This is a genomic window from Ciceribacter sichuanensis (assembly GCF_024055605.1).
In the GTDB taxonomy this organism is placed as follows: domain Bacteria; phylum Pseudomonadota; class Alphaproteobacteria; order Rhizobiales; family Rhizobiaceae; genus Allorhizobium; species Allorhizobium sichuanense.
The window spans coordinates 1-17563 of sequence record NZ_JAMXLX010000002.1 but is presented as its reverse complement, the minus strand read 5'-3'; the positions used below and the strand labels follow the sequence as shown (position 1 = coordinate 17563).

Here is a 17563-nt window from a genome sequence, read left to right as displayed (position 1 = left end):
CCTGACCGCAACCTGATCGCGGTCGTTCCGAACCAGGCACGAATGTTTTACCGAGGATCGTTCTTGCTCCTGCAATGAAGGAGTGCCAAAACAGGCCGATTTGAATTTCAATCGTTTTGAATCGGAGCAGGAAATGCAGCAGGCTGAAATCGGACTGATCGGGCTTGGCGTGATGGGTTCCAATCTGGCGCTCAATATCGCCGAGAAGGGCAACAGGATCGCCGTCTTCAACCGAACGACCGCGCGCACCGACGAATTCCTCGGTGAAGCCGGCGACCTTGCCGGCCAGATCGTCGCCTGCCACACGATCGAAGAGTTTGTCGCGGCCATCCGCCCGCCGCGGCCGATCATCATCATGATCAAGGCCGGCGATGCCGTGGACCAGCAGATCGATGCGCTGATGCCCTATCTCTCGGGCGGCGACATCATGATCGACGCCGGCAACGCCAATTTCCGCGATACCATGGCGCGCTTCGAGCGGCTTTCCGGCACAGGACTGACCTTTATCGGCATGGGGGTATCGGGCGGTGAGGAAGGGGCGCGTCATGGCCCCTCGATCATGGTCGGCGGCACGCCTGAATCCTATGCGCGCGTCGAAGCCGTGCTCACCTCGATTGCCGCAAAATACGAAGACGACCCGTGCTGCGCATGGCTCGGCCTCAATGGCGCCGGCCACTTCGTCAAGACCATCCATAACGGCATCGAATATGCCGACATGCAAATGATCGCGGAAATCTACGGCATCCTGCGTGACGGTCTCGGCAAGAGCGCGACCGAGATCGGCGCGACCTTTGGCGGCTGGAACAAGGGCCGTCTGAATTCCTACCTGATCGAAATCACCGAAAAGGTCCTGAAGGCTGCCGATCCGGCGACCGGCGGCTCCGTGGTCGACCTCATTCTCGACAAGGCCGGGCAGAAGGGTACTGGCAAGTGGTCGGTGATCGAGGCACAGCAGATGGGCATTCCGGCGACGGCTATCGAAGCGGCGGTCGCTGCACGAAGCCTGTCCTCGATGAAGTCCGAGCGTGAAGCGGCCGAAGCCCTGTTCGGCAAGGAAAAGCTGCCGTTCACGCTTTCCGGCGGCAATCTGGAGACGGATCTGGAGCTTGCGCTCTTCGCGGCCAAGATCGCCGCCTATGCGCAGGGCTTCGCGGTCATGGCCGCCGCCAGCAAGGAATTCGGCTGGTCGCTGCCCATGCCGACGATTGCGAAGATCTGGCGCGCCGGCTGCATCATCCGCTCGCAGTTCCTCGACGAGATTACCCGCGCCTTCACGGCAACGCCGGATGCCGCCAACCTGATCGTGACGCCGGCATTCTCGGCCATGGTCAAGGAAAGCCTGCCGTCGCTTCGCCGTGTTGTTGCCGCAGCCGTTTCCGCGGGACTGCCGGTTCCCGCACTTGCCTCGGCGCTTACCTATTTCGACGCCTACCGGCAGTCTCGCGGCACCGCGAACCTGATCCAGGCCCAGCGTGATTTCTTCGGCGCCCATGGCTTCGACCGCACGGATGGCAAGGACATCCATCACGGTCCGTGGGGCAGCGGCGCCAGTGCGGCCTGAGGGGACACCTTCGCCATCATTAGGAACAGGAGGACCGGCCTTGAGCCGGTTCTTCATTTTCCGGCGCCAGTCCAGACTTCAGGAAACAGGCCAGACGGGCAGGCTGATGCTCTGGAGCTGTTCGGGCGCTGCACCGTCGATGCGGGCGATCACGGCGCTGGCCAGCTCGCGACCGGATTCCCGCACGTCTTCGAAGGCGGTGATGATCTCCGGCCGAATCCAGTTGAGGATCGGGATCGACTGTTTCGACACCAGATCGAGGTCTCGGCCGACGTGTTTTCCAGCCGCCTCGATGCCGGCGTTGACGGCGATAGCACCGCTTCCGGCGGAACAGACGATGCCATCAGGCGCATTGTCCGAACGCATCAGGGCTTCCACCGCATCGCGGATGTCGGCCAGCGGTGAATCGATCGTGACCCGCAAGGGCACTTCCTCCGCTCCGGCCTGATGCAGGGCGGACAGGAAACCGTTTCGCGTGTGCGTATAGTAGGTGAGCTTGCTCGGTGGCTGAAGTAACGCGATGCGACGACGCCCCCGTTTCACCAGTCGTTCGACGGCCTGATGGGCGAAGGCTTCGTTGTCATAGTCGTGATAGGGGTGCACCAGGCCGCAATCAGTGCGGCCATGGGTGGCGAAGGGCATGTTCTGTTCGACGAGCAGGCGCACGCGCGGATCATCCGGTTCCGTGCGGGAGATAATGACGCCGTCAGCCGATCCGGTCTCCAGAATATAGCGGATCGGAAGCATCGGATCCTTGGAATGGGAATGCGGCGTCACGACGATGTGGTACGGCGTGTTGGACAGCACTTCCGAAATGCCGAAGACCATCTGGTTGGAAAAGCCCATGATCTCCTCGTCGATGCTCAGCACCAGCGCGATCACGTTGGTCTTTCCCGTTCTCAGGCGAACGCCGGCGCGGTTGGGCTGATATCCGAGTTGGCGGGCGACCATGCGAACCCGCTCCTTCGTCTCGGCACCGATATCCGGCGCGTCCTTGAGGGCGCGCGAAACCGTGGTGATGCCTAGTCCGGTCATGAAGGCAATGGTCTTGAGGGTTGGCCGCTCCCTGGTCTCTGCTGCCGGAGCCGGTATGGCTCCTTCATTTCCGTTTTTCATGCTGTCCCCGTCACTGCCCCGAACAAGCAGTATAATTACCTTCTCGACGGCTGCAAACGCATCCTCGTGTATTGGGTGAATGGTTTTCGTTCAAAACTGAAACGTTACAGTTCGTTTGTCGAGCGAATTCCATATTGCATCGCAATACGTGTACAATCTTTGGGTGAAGGTGCCGTTTCCCCCGTTTCTGCTGCGCTGCAGATATTCACGACGTGTGCGACACAGCAATTATTTCGCTGATTCAAAGCATGTCATTGAGTTTTTAGAAGCTTCCCGCGTTCCCGCGTCGCGGAATTTCCAGAACAGTGGCGGTGGGTATTGTTAGTCTCTTACGCAATTCAGGATGGAAATTCATAAAGTAAAAATAAAATTTCCACGCGACGGTTGCGTGACTAAATCGTTTCGCATAGATTTTTACGGCAACGTTTCAGTGAGGGAGGAGACTCAATGAATTTTCGTAGCGTCGCGGCATTTCTGGCCGCTAGCGTCGTACTGCCGTTCGGTGCCGCTCATGCCACCGATCTCGAGGTGACCCATTGGTGGACGTCGGGCGGGGAGGCGGCCGCGGTCGCGGAACTTGCCAAGGCTTTCGATGCCACGGGCAACAGATGGGTCGATGGCGCCATTGCCGGTTCCGGCGGGACGGCCCGACCGATCATGGTAAGCCGCATCACCGGCGGCGATCCGATGGGGGCTACCCAGTTCAACCATGGCCGTCAGGCGGAAGAACTCGTCCAGTCCGGCCTCATGCGCGACCTGACGGATGTCGCGACCAAGGAGAAGTGGAAGGAAATCATCCGTCCGGCAAGCCTTCTCGACAGCTGCACGATCGACGGCAAGATTTATTGCGCGCCGGTCAATATCCACTCCTGGCAGTGGCTCTGGCTTTCCAACGATGCCTTCACCAAAGCTGGCGTCGAGGTTCCCGGGAACTGGGACGAATTCGTTGCCGCTGCACCCGCGCTTGAAAAGGCCGGGATCGTGCCGCTCGCTGTCGGTGGTCAGCCGTGGCAGTCGAACGGCGCCTTCGACGTTCTGTTCCTGGCGCTCGCCGGCAAGGACAATTTCCTGAAGGTGTTCGGCGACAAGGATGCCGAACTGGCCGCCGGTCCGGAGATCGCCAAGATCTTCAAGGCGGCCGATGACGCGCGCCGTCTGTCGAAGGGCACGAACGTTCAGGACTGGAACCAGGCGACCAATATGGTCATCACCGGCAAGGCCGGCGGCCAGATCATGGGCGACTGGGCTCAGGGTGAATTTGCGCTCGCCGGCAAGGTTGCGGGCAAGGACTACACCTGCCTGCCGGGTCTCGGCGTCAATGCGGTCATCGCCACGGGCGGTGATGCCTTCTACTTCCCGCTGCTGAAGGACGAAGCAAAGTCCAAGGCGCAGGAGGTGCTTGCCTCGACACTCGTCGCGCCGGCGACGCAGGTCGCCTTCAACCTCAAGAAGGGTTCGCTGCCGGTGCGCGGCGACGTCGATCTGGCTGCGGCCAACGACTGCATGAAGAAAGGTCTCGATATCCTCGCCAAGGGCGACGTCATCCCCTGGACGGACCAGCTTCTGTCGGCCGACAGCCAGAAGCAGAAGGAGGACCTGTTCTCCGAATTCTTCGCCAATCCGTCGATGACACCGGAGGACGCGCAGAAGCGCTTCGTCGACATCATCGCGTCGGCGGACTGATCACAGTCTCCCGAGGCTTCCGGCGCGGGTCCTGATCCGCGCCGGGCTTCCACAGCGGGAAGCGACGCCTCGCAAGTCGTGCCTGCATGACGGAACCGGAAGCCCCATGCTTCGCGGCGAGCTGTCGTGCGGGAAGTACTGGATCACCAGCGCATCGGCCCGAAGATCGGGATCGATTTTCGGGCCGATGCGTAGATTCAAGATGTTAGAGCGTCCTTTGTGCGCCCGGATGGGACGCACGGCGCTCTAAGGAGGAGTGACCCATGACGGATCAGTTGACCGGCCCATTGCCGGACCAATTTCCTGGCCGATCGGCGGGCCGGAAGCGCTCAGGCCGACCCAATCAGCTCTTGCGCAATCTCAACGCCAAGATTGCCTCGATTCCGATGGTTTTGACGGCTCTCGTCATCTTTCTCGGCGGAACGGTCTGGACGGTCGTTTATTCATTCACCAATTCCAAGCTGCTGCCCCGACTGAAGTTCGTCGGGTTCGATCAATATGAGCGGTTGTGGGCTGCGCCCCGTTGGCTGGTCTCGATCGAGAATCTCGCGATCTACGGCATCTTAACGCTGATCTTCAGCCTGGTGATCGGCTTCATGCTGGCGGCGCTGATGGACCAGAAGATCCGTTTCGAAAACACATTCCGGACGATCTTTCTCTATCCCTTCGCGCTGTCCTTCATTGTGACGGGCCTTGTCTGGCAATGGGTGCTCAATCCGGAATTCGGCATTCAGTCGGTGGTCAGGAGCCTCGGCTGGACGAGCTTCACCTTCGACCCGCTCTACAACTCCGACATCGTCATCTACGGCGTGTTGATCGCAGGGCTGTGGCAGGGAACGGGCCTCGTCATGTGCCTTCTGCTCGCCGGCCTGCGCGGCATCGACGAAGACATCTGGAAGGCAGCGCGTGTCGATGGCATCCCGATGTGGCGGACCTATCTGTTCATCGTCATACCGATGATGCGGCCGGTATTCATCACCACGCTCGTCATCATCGCGAGTGGCATCGTCAAGGTCTACGATCTCGTCGTTGCCCAGACGAGCGGCGGTCCGGGCATCGCCTCCGAAGTGCCGGCGAAATACGTCTACGATTACATGTTCCAGGCGCAGAACCTGGGGCAGGGCTTTGCCGCCTCCACCATGATGCTGGTCACGGTCGCGATCATCGTCATTCCATGGGCCTATCTGGAATTCGGAGGTAAGAAGCGTGGATAACACGGGTTCCCTCAATTCGTCCGTCGCCGGCATGGATGAGCCGGCAGGCCGCCTTCAGGCCGGGCCGCGCGGGGCAAAGCCGAAGAGTCAGCTTTCATCGCGCAACATCGTGATCTACGGCACGCTGTTCGTGGCCGCGGCTTACTACCTGCTGCCGCTCTATGTGATGGTTGTCACATCATTGAAAGGCATGCCGGAAATCCGGCTCGGCAACATCTTCTCGGCGCCTGTAGAGATCACCTTCGAGCCCTGGGTCAAGGCCTGGGCGACGGCCTGCACGGGCCTGAATTGCGACGGTCTCTCGCGCGGTTTCTGGAACTCGGTGCGCATCACCGTTCCCTCGACGCTGATCTCGATCCTGATTGCATCGGTCAACGGTTACGCGCTCGCCAACTGGCGCTTCAAGGGCGCGGATTTCTTCTTCACCATCCTGATCGTCGGCGCGTTCATTCCCTATCAGGTGATGATCTACCCGATCGTCATCGTGCTGCGCGAAATCGGGCTTTATGGCTCGCTGAGCGGTCTCGTGATCGTGCACACCATCTTCGGAATGCCGATCCTGACGCTGCTTTTCCGCAATTACTTCACCTCGTTGCCCGAGGAGCTGTTCAAGGCGGCGCGCATCGACGGGGCGGGGTTCTGGCAGATCTATTTCCGCATCATGCTGCCGATGTCTTTGCCGATCTTCGTGGTCGCGATGATCCTGCAGGTGACCGGCATCTGGAACGACTTCCTGTTCGGCGTCGTTTTCACCCGACCGGAATATTACCCGATGACGGTTCAGCTCAACAACATCGTCAACTCCGTCCAGGGGGTGAAGGAATACAACGTCAACATGGCTGCCACGCTGCTAACCGGCGCGGTCCCGCTCATCGTCTATTTCGTGTCCGGCCGGCTTTTTGTCCGCGGCATCGCCGCCGGCGCAGTGAAGGGTTAAGCGCATATGTCGTACAGTGTATCGATCAAGGACCTGTCTTTGAGCTTCGGCGCGGTCAACGTTCTGGAGAACCTCAACCTCGACATCCGGGACGGCGAATTCCTCGTGCTGCTGGGATCGTCCGGCTGCGGCAAGTCGACCCTGCTCAACTGCATCGCCGGTCTCCTGGAGCCGACCGACGGCCAGATCTTCATCAAGGATCGTAACGTCACCTGGGAAGAACCCAAGGATCGCGGCATCGGCATGGTGTTCCAGTCCTACGCGCTTTATCCGCAGATGAGCGTGGAGAAGAACCTTTCCTTCGGTCTCAGGGTCGCCAAGGTGCCGGCGGAGAAGATCCGGGAGAAGGTGGCGCGCGCCGCCGAGATCCTGCAGATCCAGCAGTTGCTCGACCGCAAGCCGGCAGCGCTTTCCGGCGGCCAGCGTCAACGCGTCGCCATCGGCCGCGCGCTGGTGCGCGATGTCGATGTCTTCCTGTTCGATGAGCCGCTATCGAACCTCGACGCCAAGCTGCGCTCGGAGCTGCGCGTGGAGATCAAGCGGCTGCACCAATCGCTTAAGAACACGATGATCTACGTCACCCACGACCAGATCGAGGCGCTGACGCTGGCCGATCGCATCGCCATCATGAAGAGCGGCGTGATCCAGCAACTCGACGACCCCATGACGATCTACAACCGGCCAAGAAACCTGTTCGTTGCAGGCTTCATCGGTTCGCCGCCGATGAACTTCTTCCGGGGAGAACTCGCCAGCCGCGAGGGCAAGGTGGTTTTCACCACCGGCGGCGCTGATTTCTCGCTCTACGGCTATCAGACTGGCGCTTCTCTGGAACCCGGCCGCAAGGTCGTGCTCGGGGTCAGGCCGGAACACGTCATGCTGGACGAGGATGTGCCGGAGGCGGCAGAAATCCATGAGGCAACCGTCGACATTGAGGAGCCAATGGGGGCGGACAACCTGCTTTGGCTGAAGCATGCCGGCCACGTCATTTCGGTGAGGACAGCAGGCACCCGGCGTTACAGCCCGGGCACCAAGGTGCGCCTCGGTTTCGACATGTCCGTGGCGTCTCTTTTCGACGCGGGCGCGGAGGAGCGGATCTGAGCGACTGCGGCCTGCTGCGGTTCACCTCACTCTGTTTTGCATAAGATATCCGGATCAAGGACATGGCATCACATATCGATACTCCCACAATCGACCTTTCAGGCGAATGGCGGCTTTCCTCCGGGGATGGTGAACATTCCGCGACGATAGTGTTGCCGGGTGACGTTCATTCGGCGCTACAGGCCGCGGAGATCATTCCCGATCCGTATTGGGGGCGCAACGAGGAGGCGGTGCAGTGGGTTGCCGAACGCGAGTGGTCGGTTGAGCGGAACTTCTTCGTCGATCATGCGGAAGGCAGCAACTGGTATCTCGATATCGACAATCTGGACACGGTCGCAGTGGTATTCGTCAACGACGTGCCGGTGCTCTCAGCCGATAACTGCTTCCGCCGCTACCGGCCCGATGTGTCCAAGGCGATAGAGCCGGGTGAAAACCGCATCCGCATCCATTTTCATTCGAGCATTGCGGCCGGCGCCGAGCGGCAGGCGCGGCAGCCCTTCTACATTCCGTATCAAAAGGCCAATTCGCCAATCCCGAACGGCAACATGCTGCGCAAGCCGCAATGCCATTTCGGCTGGGACTGGAACATCGCCATCGCGCCGCTCGGCCTTTACGGCAACATTGCATTGAAGAGGCTCGATCCCGCGCGGATCGAACATCTCGAGACCGAACAAGTCCACCACGAGAATGGCAGCGTCGATATCCATGTCACCCTGACACTGTTTTCGGCCGATCCCGCCATCGTGCCGGTCCATTTCGAATTCGATAGTGAAAGGGTGAGGCTCGATTGCGGTATTGCGGCCGGAGAGACGAAGATCACCCATGTCTTTCATGTCGACAGCCCCAGGCTCTGGTGGCCGGCGGGAAGCGGCGAACAGGTGCTTTACGCTCTTTCCGTCGACATTCCCGGCGAGACGGTCACCCGGCAGATCGGGCTTCGGACGATCGAACTCCTGACCGATCCGGACGAGGCCGGCAGCCGCTTTGCTTTCCGGGTGAACGGCCGCGAGATCTTCTGCCGTGGGGCAAACTGGATACCGGCGGATGCCCTCTATTCCCGCACGGACCGGGAAAAAACAGAGGACCTTCTGAACTCGGCCGTCGAAGCCAACATGAACATGATCCGCATCTGGGGCGGCGGTTTCTACGAGGCCGACTGGTTCTACGATCTGTGCGACCGTCTCGGGCTCATGGTGTGGCAGGATTTCATGTTCGCCTGCAATCTCTACCCCTGCAGCGAGGATTTCCTCTCGAATGTGGTGCAGGAAGTCGATTATCAGGTCAGGCGGCTTTCGTCGCATCCCTCCATCGCACTCTGGTGCGGCGACAACGAACTGGTCGGCGCGCTCACCTGGTTCCCGGAATCGGTCAAGAACCGCGATCGTTATCTCGTCGCCTATGACCGGCTCAACCGGACGATCGAGCAGGGCGTGAAGAGTGCGTATCCGCAGGCGATCTGGTGGCCGTCGAGCCCTGCTTCCGGCTATCTCGATTATGGCGACGCATGGCATGCCGACGGTTCCGGCGACATGCACTACTGGTCGGTCTGGCACGAGAATAAGTCGTTCGACAATTACCGCAGCGTCAGACCACGCTTCTGCTCGGAATTCGGCTTCCAGTCCTACACGTCCCTGCCTGTTATCCGCGAGTTTGCGGAGGAGGCCGACCTCAACATCGCCTCGCCGGTGATCGAACTGCACCAGAAGAACGCCGGAGGCAACGAGCGGATTGCCGGCACCATGTTCCGCTATTTCCGCTTCCCGAGCGACTTTCCCAAATTCGTCTATCTCTCGCAGATCCAGCAGGGTCTCGCGATCCGCACGGCTGTCGATTACTGGCGCTCGCTGAAACCCCATTGCATGGGTACGCTCTACTGGCAGCTCAACGACACCTGGCCGGTCGCTTCGTGGTCGAGCCTCGATTACGGCGGCGGCTGGAAGGCGATGCATTACATGGCGCGCCGGTTTTTCCAGCCGGTCAATGTCGCCGCCATCCCGTCCGCCGATGGAACGCGTATCGCGCTCTCCATGGTCAACGACACTGCCGATCCGGTCGAAATCGACCTGACCTTGTTTGCGCTGACACTCGCCGGCGAACGCATTCCGCTAGCGAGCACCAGCGGCACCTGCGCGCCGGACCGGGCGGGAACGCTGGTCGAAATCGACGCGACCGATGTGCCGATCGACAGCCTTCTCGGCTGGAGCTTCACGGCTTCCAACGGCATGGCCGGCGAGGGACATCACGTAACGGGCACCTACAAGGCGCTGGATCTTCAGCCATCCGGACTTGATGTCTCGGTCAGCGAGATCGCAGGCGGCTCGTTCGAGATTGACGTCAGCGCCCGGGGCCTCGCCCTGTTCGTCATGCTCGAGGCCGATGTCGGCGGGCGCTTTTCCGACAATGCCTTCGATCTTCATGGCGGTCAGACCCGCCGCATCGTCTTCAAGCCGTCAGCACCGCTTGCCGCCGGATCGCTTCCGAGGATCACCGTCTACGACCTTCACGGCAGCCAGTCCGCCGGCTGAACAATCTCACAGGGAAAGCGGGCAGGGCGCAACTTCGTCCCTGTTCGCCAAGAGGAGGAATAACCCCATGACCAAGCTTGGTTTCCAGCTTTATAGCGCCCGCAATTTCCAGCCCTTTTCCGCGATCTTTCCGCAACTCGCCAAGGCCGGCTACACCCATGTCGAAGGCTATGGCGCGATGTATGCCTCGCTCGACGATGCGGGTCTCGCTTCTCTTCGTGCGGAACTCGACAGCAACGGGCTGACGATGCCCACCGGCCATTTCGGCCTCGACATGCTGGAAGGCGATGCCGGCAGGGCGCTGAAGATCGCCAGGGCGCTCGGCATCGAGGCGATCTATTGCCCCTACCTGATGCCCGACGCCCGTCCGACGGACGAGGTCGGCTGGTTTTCCTTCGGCAAGCGCCTGCAGGAAGCCGGCAAGCCGTTCCGCGATGCCGGTCTGGTGTTCGGCTGGCACAATCACGACTTCGAATTCGCAACGCTCCCGGACGGCTCCACGCCGCAGGAGCAGATCCTTGCTGGCGGACCGGAACTCTCATGGGAGGCGGATATCGCCTGGGTCATCCGGGGCAAGGCCGACCCCTTCGCCTGGATCGAAAGCTACGGCAAGCGCATCACCGCCGTCCATGTCAAGGACATCGCGCCGGCCGGCACCAACACCGATGAGGACGGCTGGGCGGATGTCGGTCACGGAACCGTGCCGTGGAAGGATCTCATTGCAGCGCTCAAACCCTATGGCGTCGCCCATTACATCCTTGAACATGACAATCCGAAGGATATCGGCCGCCTGATCACACGCTCCATCGCATCGTTCAATACCTACTGACCTCTTCACTCAGGACAATCCCATGGCACGCGAACTCGGCGTCGGCATCATCGGATGCGGCAATATCTCGACCACCTATTTTTCGCTTTCCCCGCTGTTCAAGGGGCTGAAGGTGCTGGCCTGCAGCGACCTCAACATGAATGCCGCGGAACTGCGCGCGGAGGAGTATGGGGTCAAGGCGCAGACCCTGGACGAACTGCTGGCGAATGACGAACTCGACATCATCGTCAACCTGACCATTCCCGACGCGCATTACGCCGTGTCCAAGCGCATCCTCGAGGCGGGCAAGCATGTCTATTCGGAAAAGCCGCTAGTGCTCAGCCTCTCGGCCGGCGAGGAGCTTCGCCGGATCGCCAAGGAGAAAGGGCTTTCCGTCGGTTGCGCGCCCGATACCTTCCTCGGCGGCTCGCACCAGCTTGCCCGCAAGTTCATCGAGGGCGGTGGCGTCGGCCGGATCACGTCGGGTACCTGCCACGTCATGAGCCCGGGCATGGAAATGTGGCATCCGAACCCGGATTTCTTCTTCCTGCCGGGCGGCGGGCCGATCCTCGACCTCGGGCCCTACTACATCGCCAATCTCGTCAACCTGATCGGCCCTGTGAAGCGCGTGGCGGCGCTCACCTCCATGGCGTCGGAGACGCGCACCATCACCAGCCAGCCGCGGGCAGGCGAGGTGATCCCCGTGCGGACGCCGACCAATATCCATGCGCTGATGGAGTTCGCAAACGGCGCGACCGTCACGCTCTCGGCAAGCTGGGATGTCTGGTCCCACCGCCACGGCAACATGGAACTCTACGGCACGGATGGCTCGCTCTTCCTTCCCGATCCGAACTTCTTCGGCGGCAAGGTCGAAGCTTCCGGCCGTGACAAGGATATTCGGCCGCTGGAGGTGTGGGACCATCCCTTCGGCGTCGACAATCAGGAAAGCCCGCAGGGGCCTCGCGCCAACTACCGCACGGCGGGCCTTGCCGATATGGCGACCGCTATCCTCGATGGACGGGACGCTCGCTGCTCGCTCGACCGCGCATTGCACGGCGTCGATGTCATGACCTCCATCCTGAAATCCGGAGAGACCGGAGAGTTCGTGACTCTCTCGACCACCTGCACCCAACCCGCCGCACTCGGCATCGAAGAGGCGCACGCTCTGCTGCGGTGACGACGCGGATGATTGCCGGTAAGACGGGGGTGAGGAGCCCCCGTCTTTCATACTGGAGGAATACATGACCTGGACACCGGCCGAAGACCGCTACGAGCGGATGACCTATAACCGCTGCGGCAAGAGCGGCTTGAAACTACCGGCGATTTCGCTCGGGCTCTGGCAGAATTTCGGCGTCGAGACACCGCATGTCACCAAGCAGGCGATCTGCCAGAGAGCTTTCGATCTCGGCATCACCCATTTCGATCTCGCCAACAATTACGGCCCGCCCGGCGGCGCGTCGGAACAGGCTTTCGGTGAAATCCTGAAAACCGATTTCGCTGGTCTCCGGGACGAACTGATCGTCTCGACCAAGGCCGGATATCGCATGTGGCCGGGTCCCTATGGCGAATGGGGCAGCCGGAAATATCTGGTCTCTTCCTGCGACCAGAGCCTCAAGCGGCTCGGCCTCGATTACGTCGACATCTTCTATTCCCACCGCTTCGATCCTGATACGCCGCTCGAGGAAACCTGCGCAGCACTCGACCACATCGTGCGCTCGGGCAGGGCGCTTTACATCGGCATATCCTCCTACAACTCGAACCGGACGCGTGCTGCCTACGACATCCTGAAATCGCTCGGCACGCCGCTTCTCATCCACCAGCCAAGCTATTCGATGATCAACCGCTGGATCGAGGAGGACGGCCTCGTCGACACGCTGGAGGAATTCGGCGTCGGTTCCATCGTCTTCTCGCCGCTGGCCCAGGGCATGCTGACCTCGAAATACCTCGGCGGTATTCCGGCCGGCAGCCGTGCAGCGCTCGACCGTTCTCTCGATCCGGCCTTCCTCAACGAGCGCAACATCGAGAATATCCGCGCGCTGAACGCCATCGCCGGGCGGCGTGGCCAGACGCTCGCGCAGATGGCGCTCGCCTGGGTGCTCAGGGGCGGGCGGATCACCTCGGCGTTGATCGGCGCGTCGCGCCCGGAACAGGTGGAAGATTGCGTCAAGGCTCTGGAGAACCGTGCGTTTTCCGAGGAGGAACTGGCCGAGATCGATGTCTATGCCAGGGACGCCGACATCAACATCTGGGCAGCATCCGCCGAGCGCAAGGGACCGCCGAGACGGAAGAAATAGCCGCTGGAGTTACCCCTCAGCTCCGGCGGGCAGAAAGGTCCGTAGGACGCTGCCGGATGAGGGGCTGCTACCTCAGTTCTTTCGGGAGGAGAACACATGATCCAGAACCCCATCCTGCCGGGTTTCAACCCGGATCCGTCGATCTGCCGGGTCGGAGAGGACTACTACATCGCCACCTCGACCTTCGAGTGGTATCCGGGCGTGCAGATCCACCATTCGCGGGATCTGGTGAACTGGCGGCTGGTGCGGCGGCCGCTGGAGCGGGCAAGCCAGCTCGACATGCGCGGCAATCCCGACAGCTGCGGCGTCTGGGCGCCCTGCCTGTCATTTTCCGACGGGTTGTTCTGGCTCGTCTACACCGACGTGAAGCGCTTCGACGGTAACTTCAAGGATGCCCATAACTACATCGTGACATCGCCCACCATCGATGGGGAATGGTCCGATCCGGCCTATGTGAACTCTTCCGGTTTCGACCCGTCGCTTTTTCATGGCGACGACGGGCGCAAGTGGTTCCTCAACATGCAATGGAACCATCGCTCCGAAAGCTATGGCGGATCCCCAAAGCACCCCGCATTCGACGGTATCCTTCTGCAGGAATGGGACCCCGTATCGAAGAAACTTACAGGGCCGGTGAAGAACATCTTTGCTGGAAGTCCGCTGGGGCTGGTGGAAGGTCCGCATCTCTTCAAACGTAACGGCTGGTACTATCTCACGACGGCCGAGGGCGGCACGGGCTACGACCATGCCGTGACCATGGCACGCTCCCGAACGATCGACGGCCCTTACGAGATGCATCCGCGGGCGCATCTCATCACCTCGAAGGACCACCCGCAGGCAACATTGCAGAGGGCCGGGCATGGCCAGTATGTCGAGACGCCGGAAGGCGAGGCCTATCACACTCATCTCTGCGGCCGGCCGCTTTCTCCCTTGAAAAGATGCACGCTCGGCCGAGAGACGGCGATCCAGAAATGCATCTGGCGTGATGACGGCTGGCTCTATCTCGCCGATGGCGGCCCTGTACCCGCCGTCAGCGTCGAGGCGCCCTTTACCGTGACACGGAACGAACGCCCTGAAGTCGTCCAGAGCGATTTCGATGGCGTGGAATTGCCGGAAGACTTCCAATGGCTCAGAAGCCCCGAACCCTACCGGCTTTTCAGCCTGACGCGACGCCCCGGGCATCTTCGGCTTTTCGCGCGCGAAAGCATCGGCTCCTGGTTCGAACAGTCGCTGGTTGCGCGAAGGCAGGAGGATCACCGGTTCCGGGCCGAGACAAGGGTCGAATTCGAGCCGGATACCTATCAGCAGGTCGCGGGGCTGACCTACTACTACAACCGGCACAAGTTCCATGCGCTGGGTGTAACGCTGCACGAAAAGCTCGGTCGTGTCCTGACGGTCCTATCATGCCCCGGCGATTACCCGGAGGGACGGCTGGAGTTTCCGGCAGGTCACGGCATTGCCGTGCCGCCGGGCGCAATGGATCTCGCCATGGAGGTCATCGACAACGCGCTGCGATTTTTCTGGCGCGCTGCGGGTGAGGACCAATGGCGGTCGATCGGACCTGTACTCGATGCCGGTGTCGTTTCGGATGAGGGCGGCCGGGGAGAACACGGGTCTTTCACCGGCGCGTTTACCGGCATGTTCGCCTTCGATATCAGCGGGCGTGCAAAGCCCGCCGATTTCGACCGGTTCGTCTATCGCAGGCTTTGAAAGGGAAAGGGCGGCTCGTGGCCGCCCTTTCTGTCTGACAGGTGAAGCTGGCTTACCCGAGGCGTTCGGCGTGCCACTTCAGGTGATCGTCCATGAAGGTGGAGATGAAGAAGTAGGAGTGGTCATAGCGCTCATGCATGCGGAGTGTCAGGCCGATATCGGTGCCCTTGATCGCCTCTTCGAACAGCCAGGGTTTCAGGCCGGTTTCGAGGAAGCTGTCGGCCTTGCCCTGATCGATCAGGAATTCCGGGAAACGCGCGCCGTCCTCGACCAGCGCGCAGGCGTCGTAGGGCCGCCATGCGGCCTGATCCTCGCCGAGATACTTGGTGAAGGCGTCGGGCGTCCAGTCGGCCGTCGAAGGGCTGACGATCGGCGCAAACGCCGAGCAGCTCCTGTAGGTTTCGGGGTTCTTCAGCGCGATGGTCATGGCGCCATGGCCGCCCATCGAGTGGCCGAAGATGCCCTGCCTGTCCATGTCGACGCGGAAGTGTTCGGCGACCAGCGCCGGCAGTTCCTGCGTGATGTAGGTGTACATCTGGTAGTTCTCGGACCAGGGTTTTTCGGTCGCATCGAGATACATGCCCGCGCCCTTGCCCATCTTCCAGTTGGTCAGTTCGTCCGGCACGTCGTTGCCGCGCGGGCTGGTGTCGGGGCAGACGATGATGAGGCCGAGTTCGGAAGCCATGCGGCGATACTCGCCTTTTTCCATAACGTTGGCATGGGTGCAGGTGAGGCCCGAGAGATACCAGAGGACCGGCCGCTTTTCCTTGATCGCCTGCGGCGGTACGAAGACGGCGAAGGTCATCTCGCACTGGCAGGCATCGGAGTCGTGGGAAAAGACGCCCTGCATGCCGTCGAAGGCGGTGTTCTGGGAGATGATTTTCATGGAACTTACCCTTGATTTGATAGAATCAGCCTGCCAGAGCGACCGCTGCATTCACGACCGCTGCGACAAGCACCGTGTTGAAAAAGAAGGAGACGATGGAGTGTACCAGCGTGGCCTTGCGCATCGTCGTCGTGGTGATCGCCACGTCCGACGTCTGCGCCGTCATGCCGATGACGAAGGCATAGTAGAGAAACTCGTAACCGCCGGGCTCCTCGGTGTCGGGAAAATCCATGCCGCCCTTATGTGTCTTCTTTCCGCCAGCCGTCGAGGGGCGCCAGAAGATATGGGCATAGTGCATCGCGGCCATGGTGTGGATGGTCATCCAGCCGAGAATGACGGAGCAGAAGGCAAGCCCGAGTGTCCAGCCCGTCGAGGCGGCCACATGGTTGAGCGCCAGGAACAGCGAAATGACGGCGACAGCAACGACGAGCAGCGTCACGGCGATAATGGTCAGTGCCGGGGCGTCGTCGCTGTCGGCGCTCGCCCTGAAATGGGCGGCGGTCAGCACCGGCATGCGGTGGGCGATCTGCAGGAGATAGCCGAGGAAAAAGACGATGGCCGCGATCTCCACCGTGAAGCCGGGCACGAGCGGCATGGTGATCGGCAGGGTAACGAGCGCCAGCAGCAGGGCGACGACGAACGGACGATGCCGCCGGTCGATGCCGTATCGCTTTCCTCCCTGCTTCATCGCCACTTTCCTAAAGATACCAGCTCATTTCTTGACCCTGCGGCAGAGCCGGTCAAGCGTTTCGAGGAAGGCGGAACGGTCGCGCGGCGAGAAGGCGGCATTGTAGCCCTTGCTTTCGCCTGTTTCGCGCAGATGCGCCCCGAGGTCGCGCATGGCGGTGGCCATGCCGATATTGGTGGTGTCAAAGACCCTGCCAGTCGGCCCCGTCACCTGAGCCCCGGCCGCGACGCAGCGGCCGGCCAGCGGCACATCGGCCGTGATGACGATGTCGCCGGCTGCAGCCCGTTCGGCGATCCAGTTGTCCGCAGCGTCGAACCCGTTGGAAACGATGACATTTTTCACCATGGGATCGCGTGAGGGGCGAAGGCCGGAATTGGCGACAAAGGTCACTTCCATTCCGTGCCGCTCCGCGACCTTCAGGATTTCCGGTTTCACCGGGCAGGCGTCGGCATCGACATAGATCATCGCGCGTTCCTCAGCATGTCGACATGCGGGATACCATCCTCCAGATACTCGCCGGAGATCGGCCTGAAGTCGAACGAGGCATAGAACCGCTGCAGATGGGCTTGGGCGGAAAGCTCTATCGGTTCGTTCGGATAGGCCTTCTCGCACTCGGTAATCGCTTCCCGCATCAATGCCTCTCCGAGACGCTTTCCCCTATGGTCGGGTGAAACCGCGACACGGCCGATCCGTGGATTCGCATCCGATTGCGGTCGCCAAAGTCTGGCGCAGGCGAGGAGTTCGGGACCGTTCATCAGTCGCAGGTGAAGGCATTCGGGGTCGTTGCCGTCGAGCTCGGGATAAGCGCATTCCTGCTCGACGACAAAGACATCGACACGCATTTTCAGCATGTCATAGAGTTCGATGGCGGAGAACTGGTCCAGTCTCCGCACATCGACGATATAGGCGGGCAGGGCCGTCAATAGACGACGACGCCGCGGATGGATTCACCCTTGTGCATGAGTTCGAAGCCATGGTTGATGTCTTCGAGCGGCATGGTGTGGGTGATCATCGGGTCGATCTGGATCTTGCCTTCCATGTACCAG

The 17563-nt window shown here is 61.1% G+C and carries 15 protein-coding genes and 1 pseudogene; 10 read left to right on the top strand and 6 right to left on the bottom strand.

Annotation, left to right across the window (positions count from 1 at the left end; genetic code table 11):
- Positions 1-133 precede the first annotated feature (133 nt).
- On the top strand, positions 134-1561 hold the full coding sequence (gndA, locus tag NBH21_RS06480) for an NADP-dependent phosphogluconate dehydrogenase (RefSeq protein WP_250916267.1): 1428 nt from the start codon (positions 134-136) through the stop codon (positions 1559-1561).
- Positions 1562-1639: 78 nt separating this feature from the next.
- Here gndA and NBH21_RS06475 read toward each other — a convergent pair whose 3' ends face one another.
- Positions 1640-2677 (bottom strand): LacI family transcriptional regulator, encoded by a 1038-nt coding sequence (locus NBH21_RS06475; RefSeq protein ID WP_250916268.1) that lies wholly within the window; start codon positions 2675-2677, stop codon positions 1640-1642.
- Between the two features lie 447 nt (positions 2678-3124).
- Here NBH21_RS06475 and NBH21_RS06470 point away from each other — a divergent pair, with 447 nt between their 5' ends.
- From NBH21_RS06470 to NBH21_RS06430, 9 genes are all read left to right on the top strand, one after another.
- Complete coding sequence (locus NBH21_RS06470; protein ID WP_250916269.1) at positions 3125-4360, top strand: ABC transporter substrate-binding protein; 1236 nt, start codon at positions 3125-3127, stop codon at positions 4358-4360.
- Between the two features lie 263 nt (positions 4361-4623).
- Positions 4624-5574: a carbohydrate ABC transporter permease gene (locus tag NBH21_RS06465; RefSeq protein ID WP_250916270.1), complete on the top strand. Its 951-nt coding sequence runs from the start codon at positions 4624-4626 to the stop codon at positions 5572-5574.
- 31 nt (positions 5575-5605) lie between these two features.
- A complete protein-coding gene (locus NBH21_RS06460; RefSeq protein WP_280925058.1) occupies positions 5606-6511 on the top strand; it encodes a carbohydrate ABC transporter permease in 906 nt (301 codons plus the stop codon).
- 6 nt (positions 6512-6517) lie between these two features.
- Complete coding sequence (locus tag NBH21_RS06455) at positions 6518-7609, top strand: ABC transporter ATP-binding protein (RefSeq protein ID WP_250916272.1); 1092 nt, start codon at positions 6518-6520, stop codon at positions 7607-7609.
- Between the two features lie 62 nt (positions 7610-7671).
- Positions 7672-10134, top strand: a complete 2463-nt coding sequence (locus NBH21_RS06450) for a glycoside hydrolase family 2 protein (protein WP_250916273.1) — start codon at positions 7672-7674, stop codon at positions 10132-10134.
- Positions 10135-10201: 67 nt separating this feature from the next.
- Positions 10202-10963 (top strand): sugar phosphate isomerase/epimerase family protein, encoded by a 762-nt coding sequence (locus NBH21_RS06445; RefSeq protein ID WP_250916274.1) that lies wholly within the window; start codon positions 10202-10204, stop codon positions 10961-10963.
- A gap of 22 nt (positions 10964-10985) precedes the next feature.
- Complete coding sequence (locus tag NBH21_RS06440; protein WP_250916275.1) at positions 10986-12119, top strand: Gfo/Idh/MocA family protein; 1134 nt, start codon at positions 10986-10988, stop codon at positions 12117-12119.
- Positions 12120-12183: 64 nt separating this feature from the next.
- Positions 12184-13236, top strand: a complete 1053-nt coding sequence (gene mgrA, locus NBH21_RS06435; protein WP_250916276.1) for an L-glyceraldehyde 3-phosphate reductase — start codon at positions 12184-12186, stop codon at positions 13234-13236.
- Between the two features lie 96 nt (positions 13237-13332).
- On the top strand, positions 13333-14943 hold the full coding sequence (locus NBH21_RS06430; protein ID WP_250916277.1) for a glycoside hydrolase family 43 protein: 1611 nt from the start codon (positions 13333-13335) through the stop codon (positions 14941-14943).
- 52 nt (positions 14944-14995) lie between these two features.
- Here the strand turns inward: NBH21_RS06430 and fghA are convergent, their stop codons facing one another.
- The 5 genes and pseudogenes from fghA to NBH21_RS06405 form a co-directional block, all read right to left on the bottom strand.
- Complete coding sequence (gene fghA / locus NBH21_RS06425) at positions 14996-15829, bottom strand: S-formylglutathione hydrolase (RefSeq protein WP_250916278.1); 834 nt, start codon at positions 15827-15829, stop codon at positions 14996-14998.
- Between the two features lie 25 nt (positions 15830-15854).
- The gene (locus tag NBH21_RS06420) at positions 15855-16517 is read right to left on the bottom strand and encodes a DUF1345 domain-containing protein (RefSeq protein WP_250916279.1); all 663 of its coding nucleotides are present in this window, start codon (positions 16515-16517) and stop codon (positions 15855-15857) included.
- Positions 16518-16541: 24 nt separating this feature from the next.
- Entirely contained in the window at positions 16542-16982 is a 441-nt protein-coding gene (locus NBH21_RS06415) for a YaiI/YqxD family protein (protein WP_099057953.1), read from the bottom strand.
- A complete protein-coding gene (locus tag NBH21_RS06410; protein ID WP_250916280.1) occupies positions 16979-17440 on the bottom strand; it encodes a GNAT family N-acetyltransferase in 462 nt (153 codons plus the stop codon). Before NBH21_RS06410 ends, NBH21_RS06415 begins: the two co-directional genes overlap by 4 nt.
- Positions 17437-17563, bottom strand: a pseudogene (locus NBH21_RS06405) (S-(hydroxymethyl)glutathione dehydrogenase); the annotation flags it as partial. The pseudogene NBH21_RS06405 and the gene NBH21_RS06410, both read right to left, overlap by 4 nt.

Coding starts and splice junctions, on each gene's coding strand:
- gndA (WP_250916267.1), top strand. CDS start 134: ATGCAGCAGGCTGAAATCGGACTGATCGGGCTTGGCGTGATGGGTTCC.
- NBH21_RS06475 (WP_250916268.1), bottom strand. CDS start 2,677: ATGAAAAACGGAAATGAAGGAGCCATACCGGCTCCGGCAGCAGAGACC.
- NBH21_RS06470 (WP_250916269.1), top strand. CDS start 3,125: ATGAATTTTCGTAGCGTCGCGGCATTTCTGGCCGCTAGCGTCGTACTG.
- NBH21_RS06465 (WP_250916270.1), top strand. CDS start 4,624: ATGACGGATCAGTTGACCGGCCCATTGCCGGACCAATTTCCTGGCCGA.
- NBH21_RS06460 (WP_280925058.1), top strand. CDS start 5,606: ATGGATGAGCCGGCAGGCCGCCTTCAGGCCGGGCCGCGCGGGGCAAAG.
- NBH21_RS06455 (WP_250916272.1), top strand. CDS start 6,518: ATGTCGTACAGTGTATCGATCAAGGACCTGTCTTTGAGCTTCGGCGCG.
- NBH21_RS06450 (WP_250916273.1), top strand. CDS start 7,672: ATGGCATCACATATCGATACTCCCACAATCGACCTTTCAGGCGAATGG.
- NBH21_RS06445 (WP_250916274.1), top strand. CDS start 10,202: ATGACCAAGCTTGGTTTCCAGCTTTATAGCGCCCGCAATTTCCAGCCC.
- NBH21_RS06440 (WP_250916275.1), top strand. CDS start 10,986: ATGGCACGCGAACTCGGCGTCGGCATCATCGGATGCGGCAATATCTCG.
- mgrA (WP_250916276.1), top strand. CDS start 12,184: ATGACCTGGACACCGGCCGAAGACCGCTACGAGCGGATGACCTATAAC.
- NBH21_RS06430 (WP_250916277.1), top strand. CDS start 13,333: ATGATCCAGAACCCCATCCTGCCGGGTTTCAACCCGGATCCGTCGATC.
- fghA (WP_250916278.1), bottom strand. CDS start 15,829: ATGAAAATCATCTCCCAGAACACCGCCTTCGACGGCATGCAGGGCGTC.
- NBH21_RS06420 (WP_250916279.1), bottom strand. CDS start 16,517: ATGAAGCAGGGAGGAAAGCGATACGGCATCGACCGGCGGCATCGTCCG.
- NBH21_RS06415 (WP_099057953.1), bottom strand. CDS start 16,982: ATGATCTATGTCGATGCCGACGCCTGCCCGGTGAAACCGGAAATCCTG.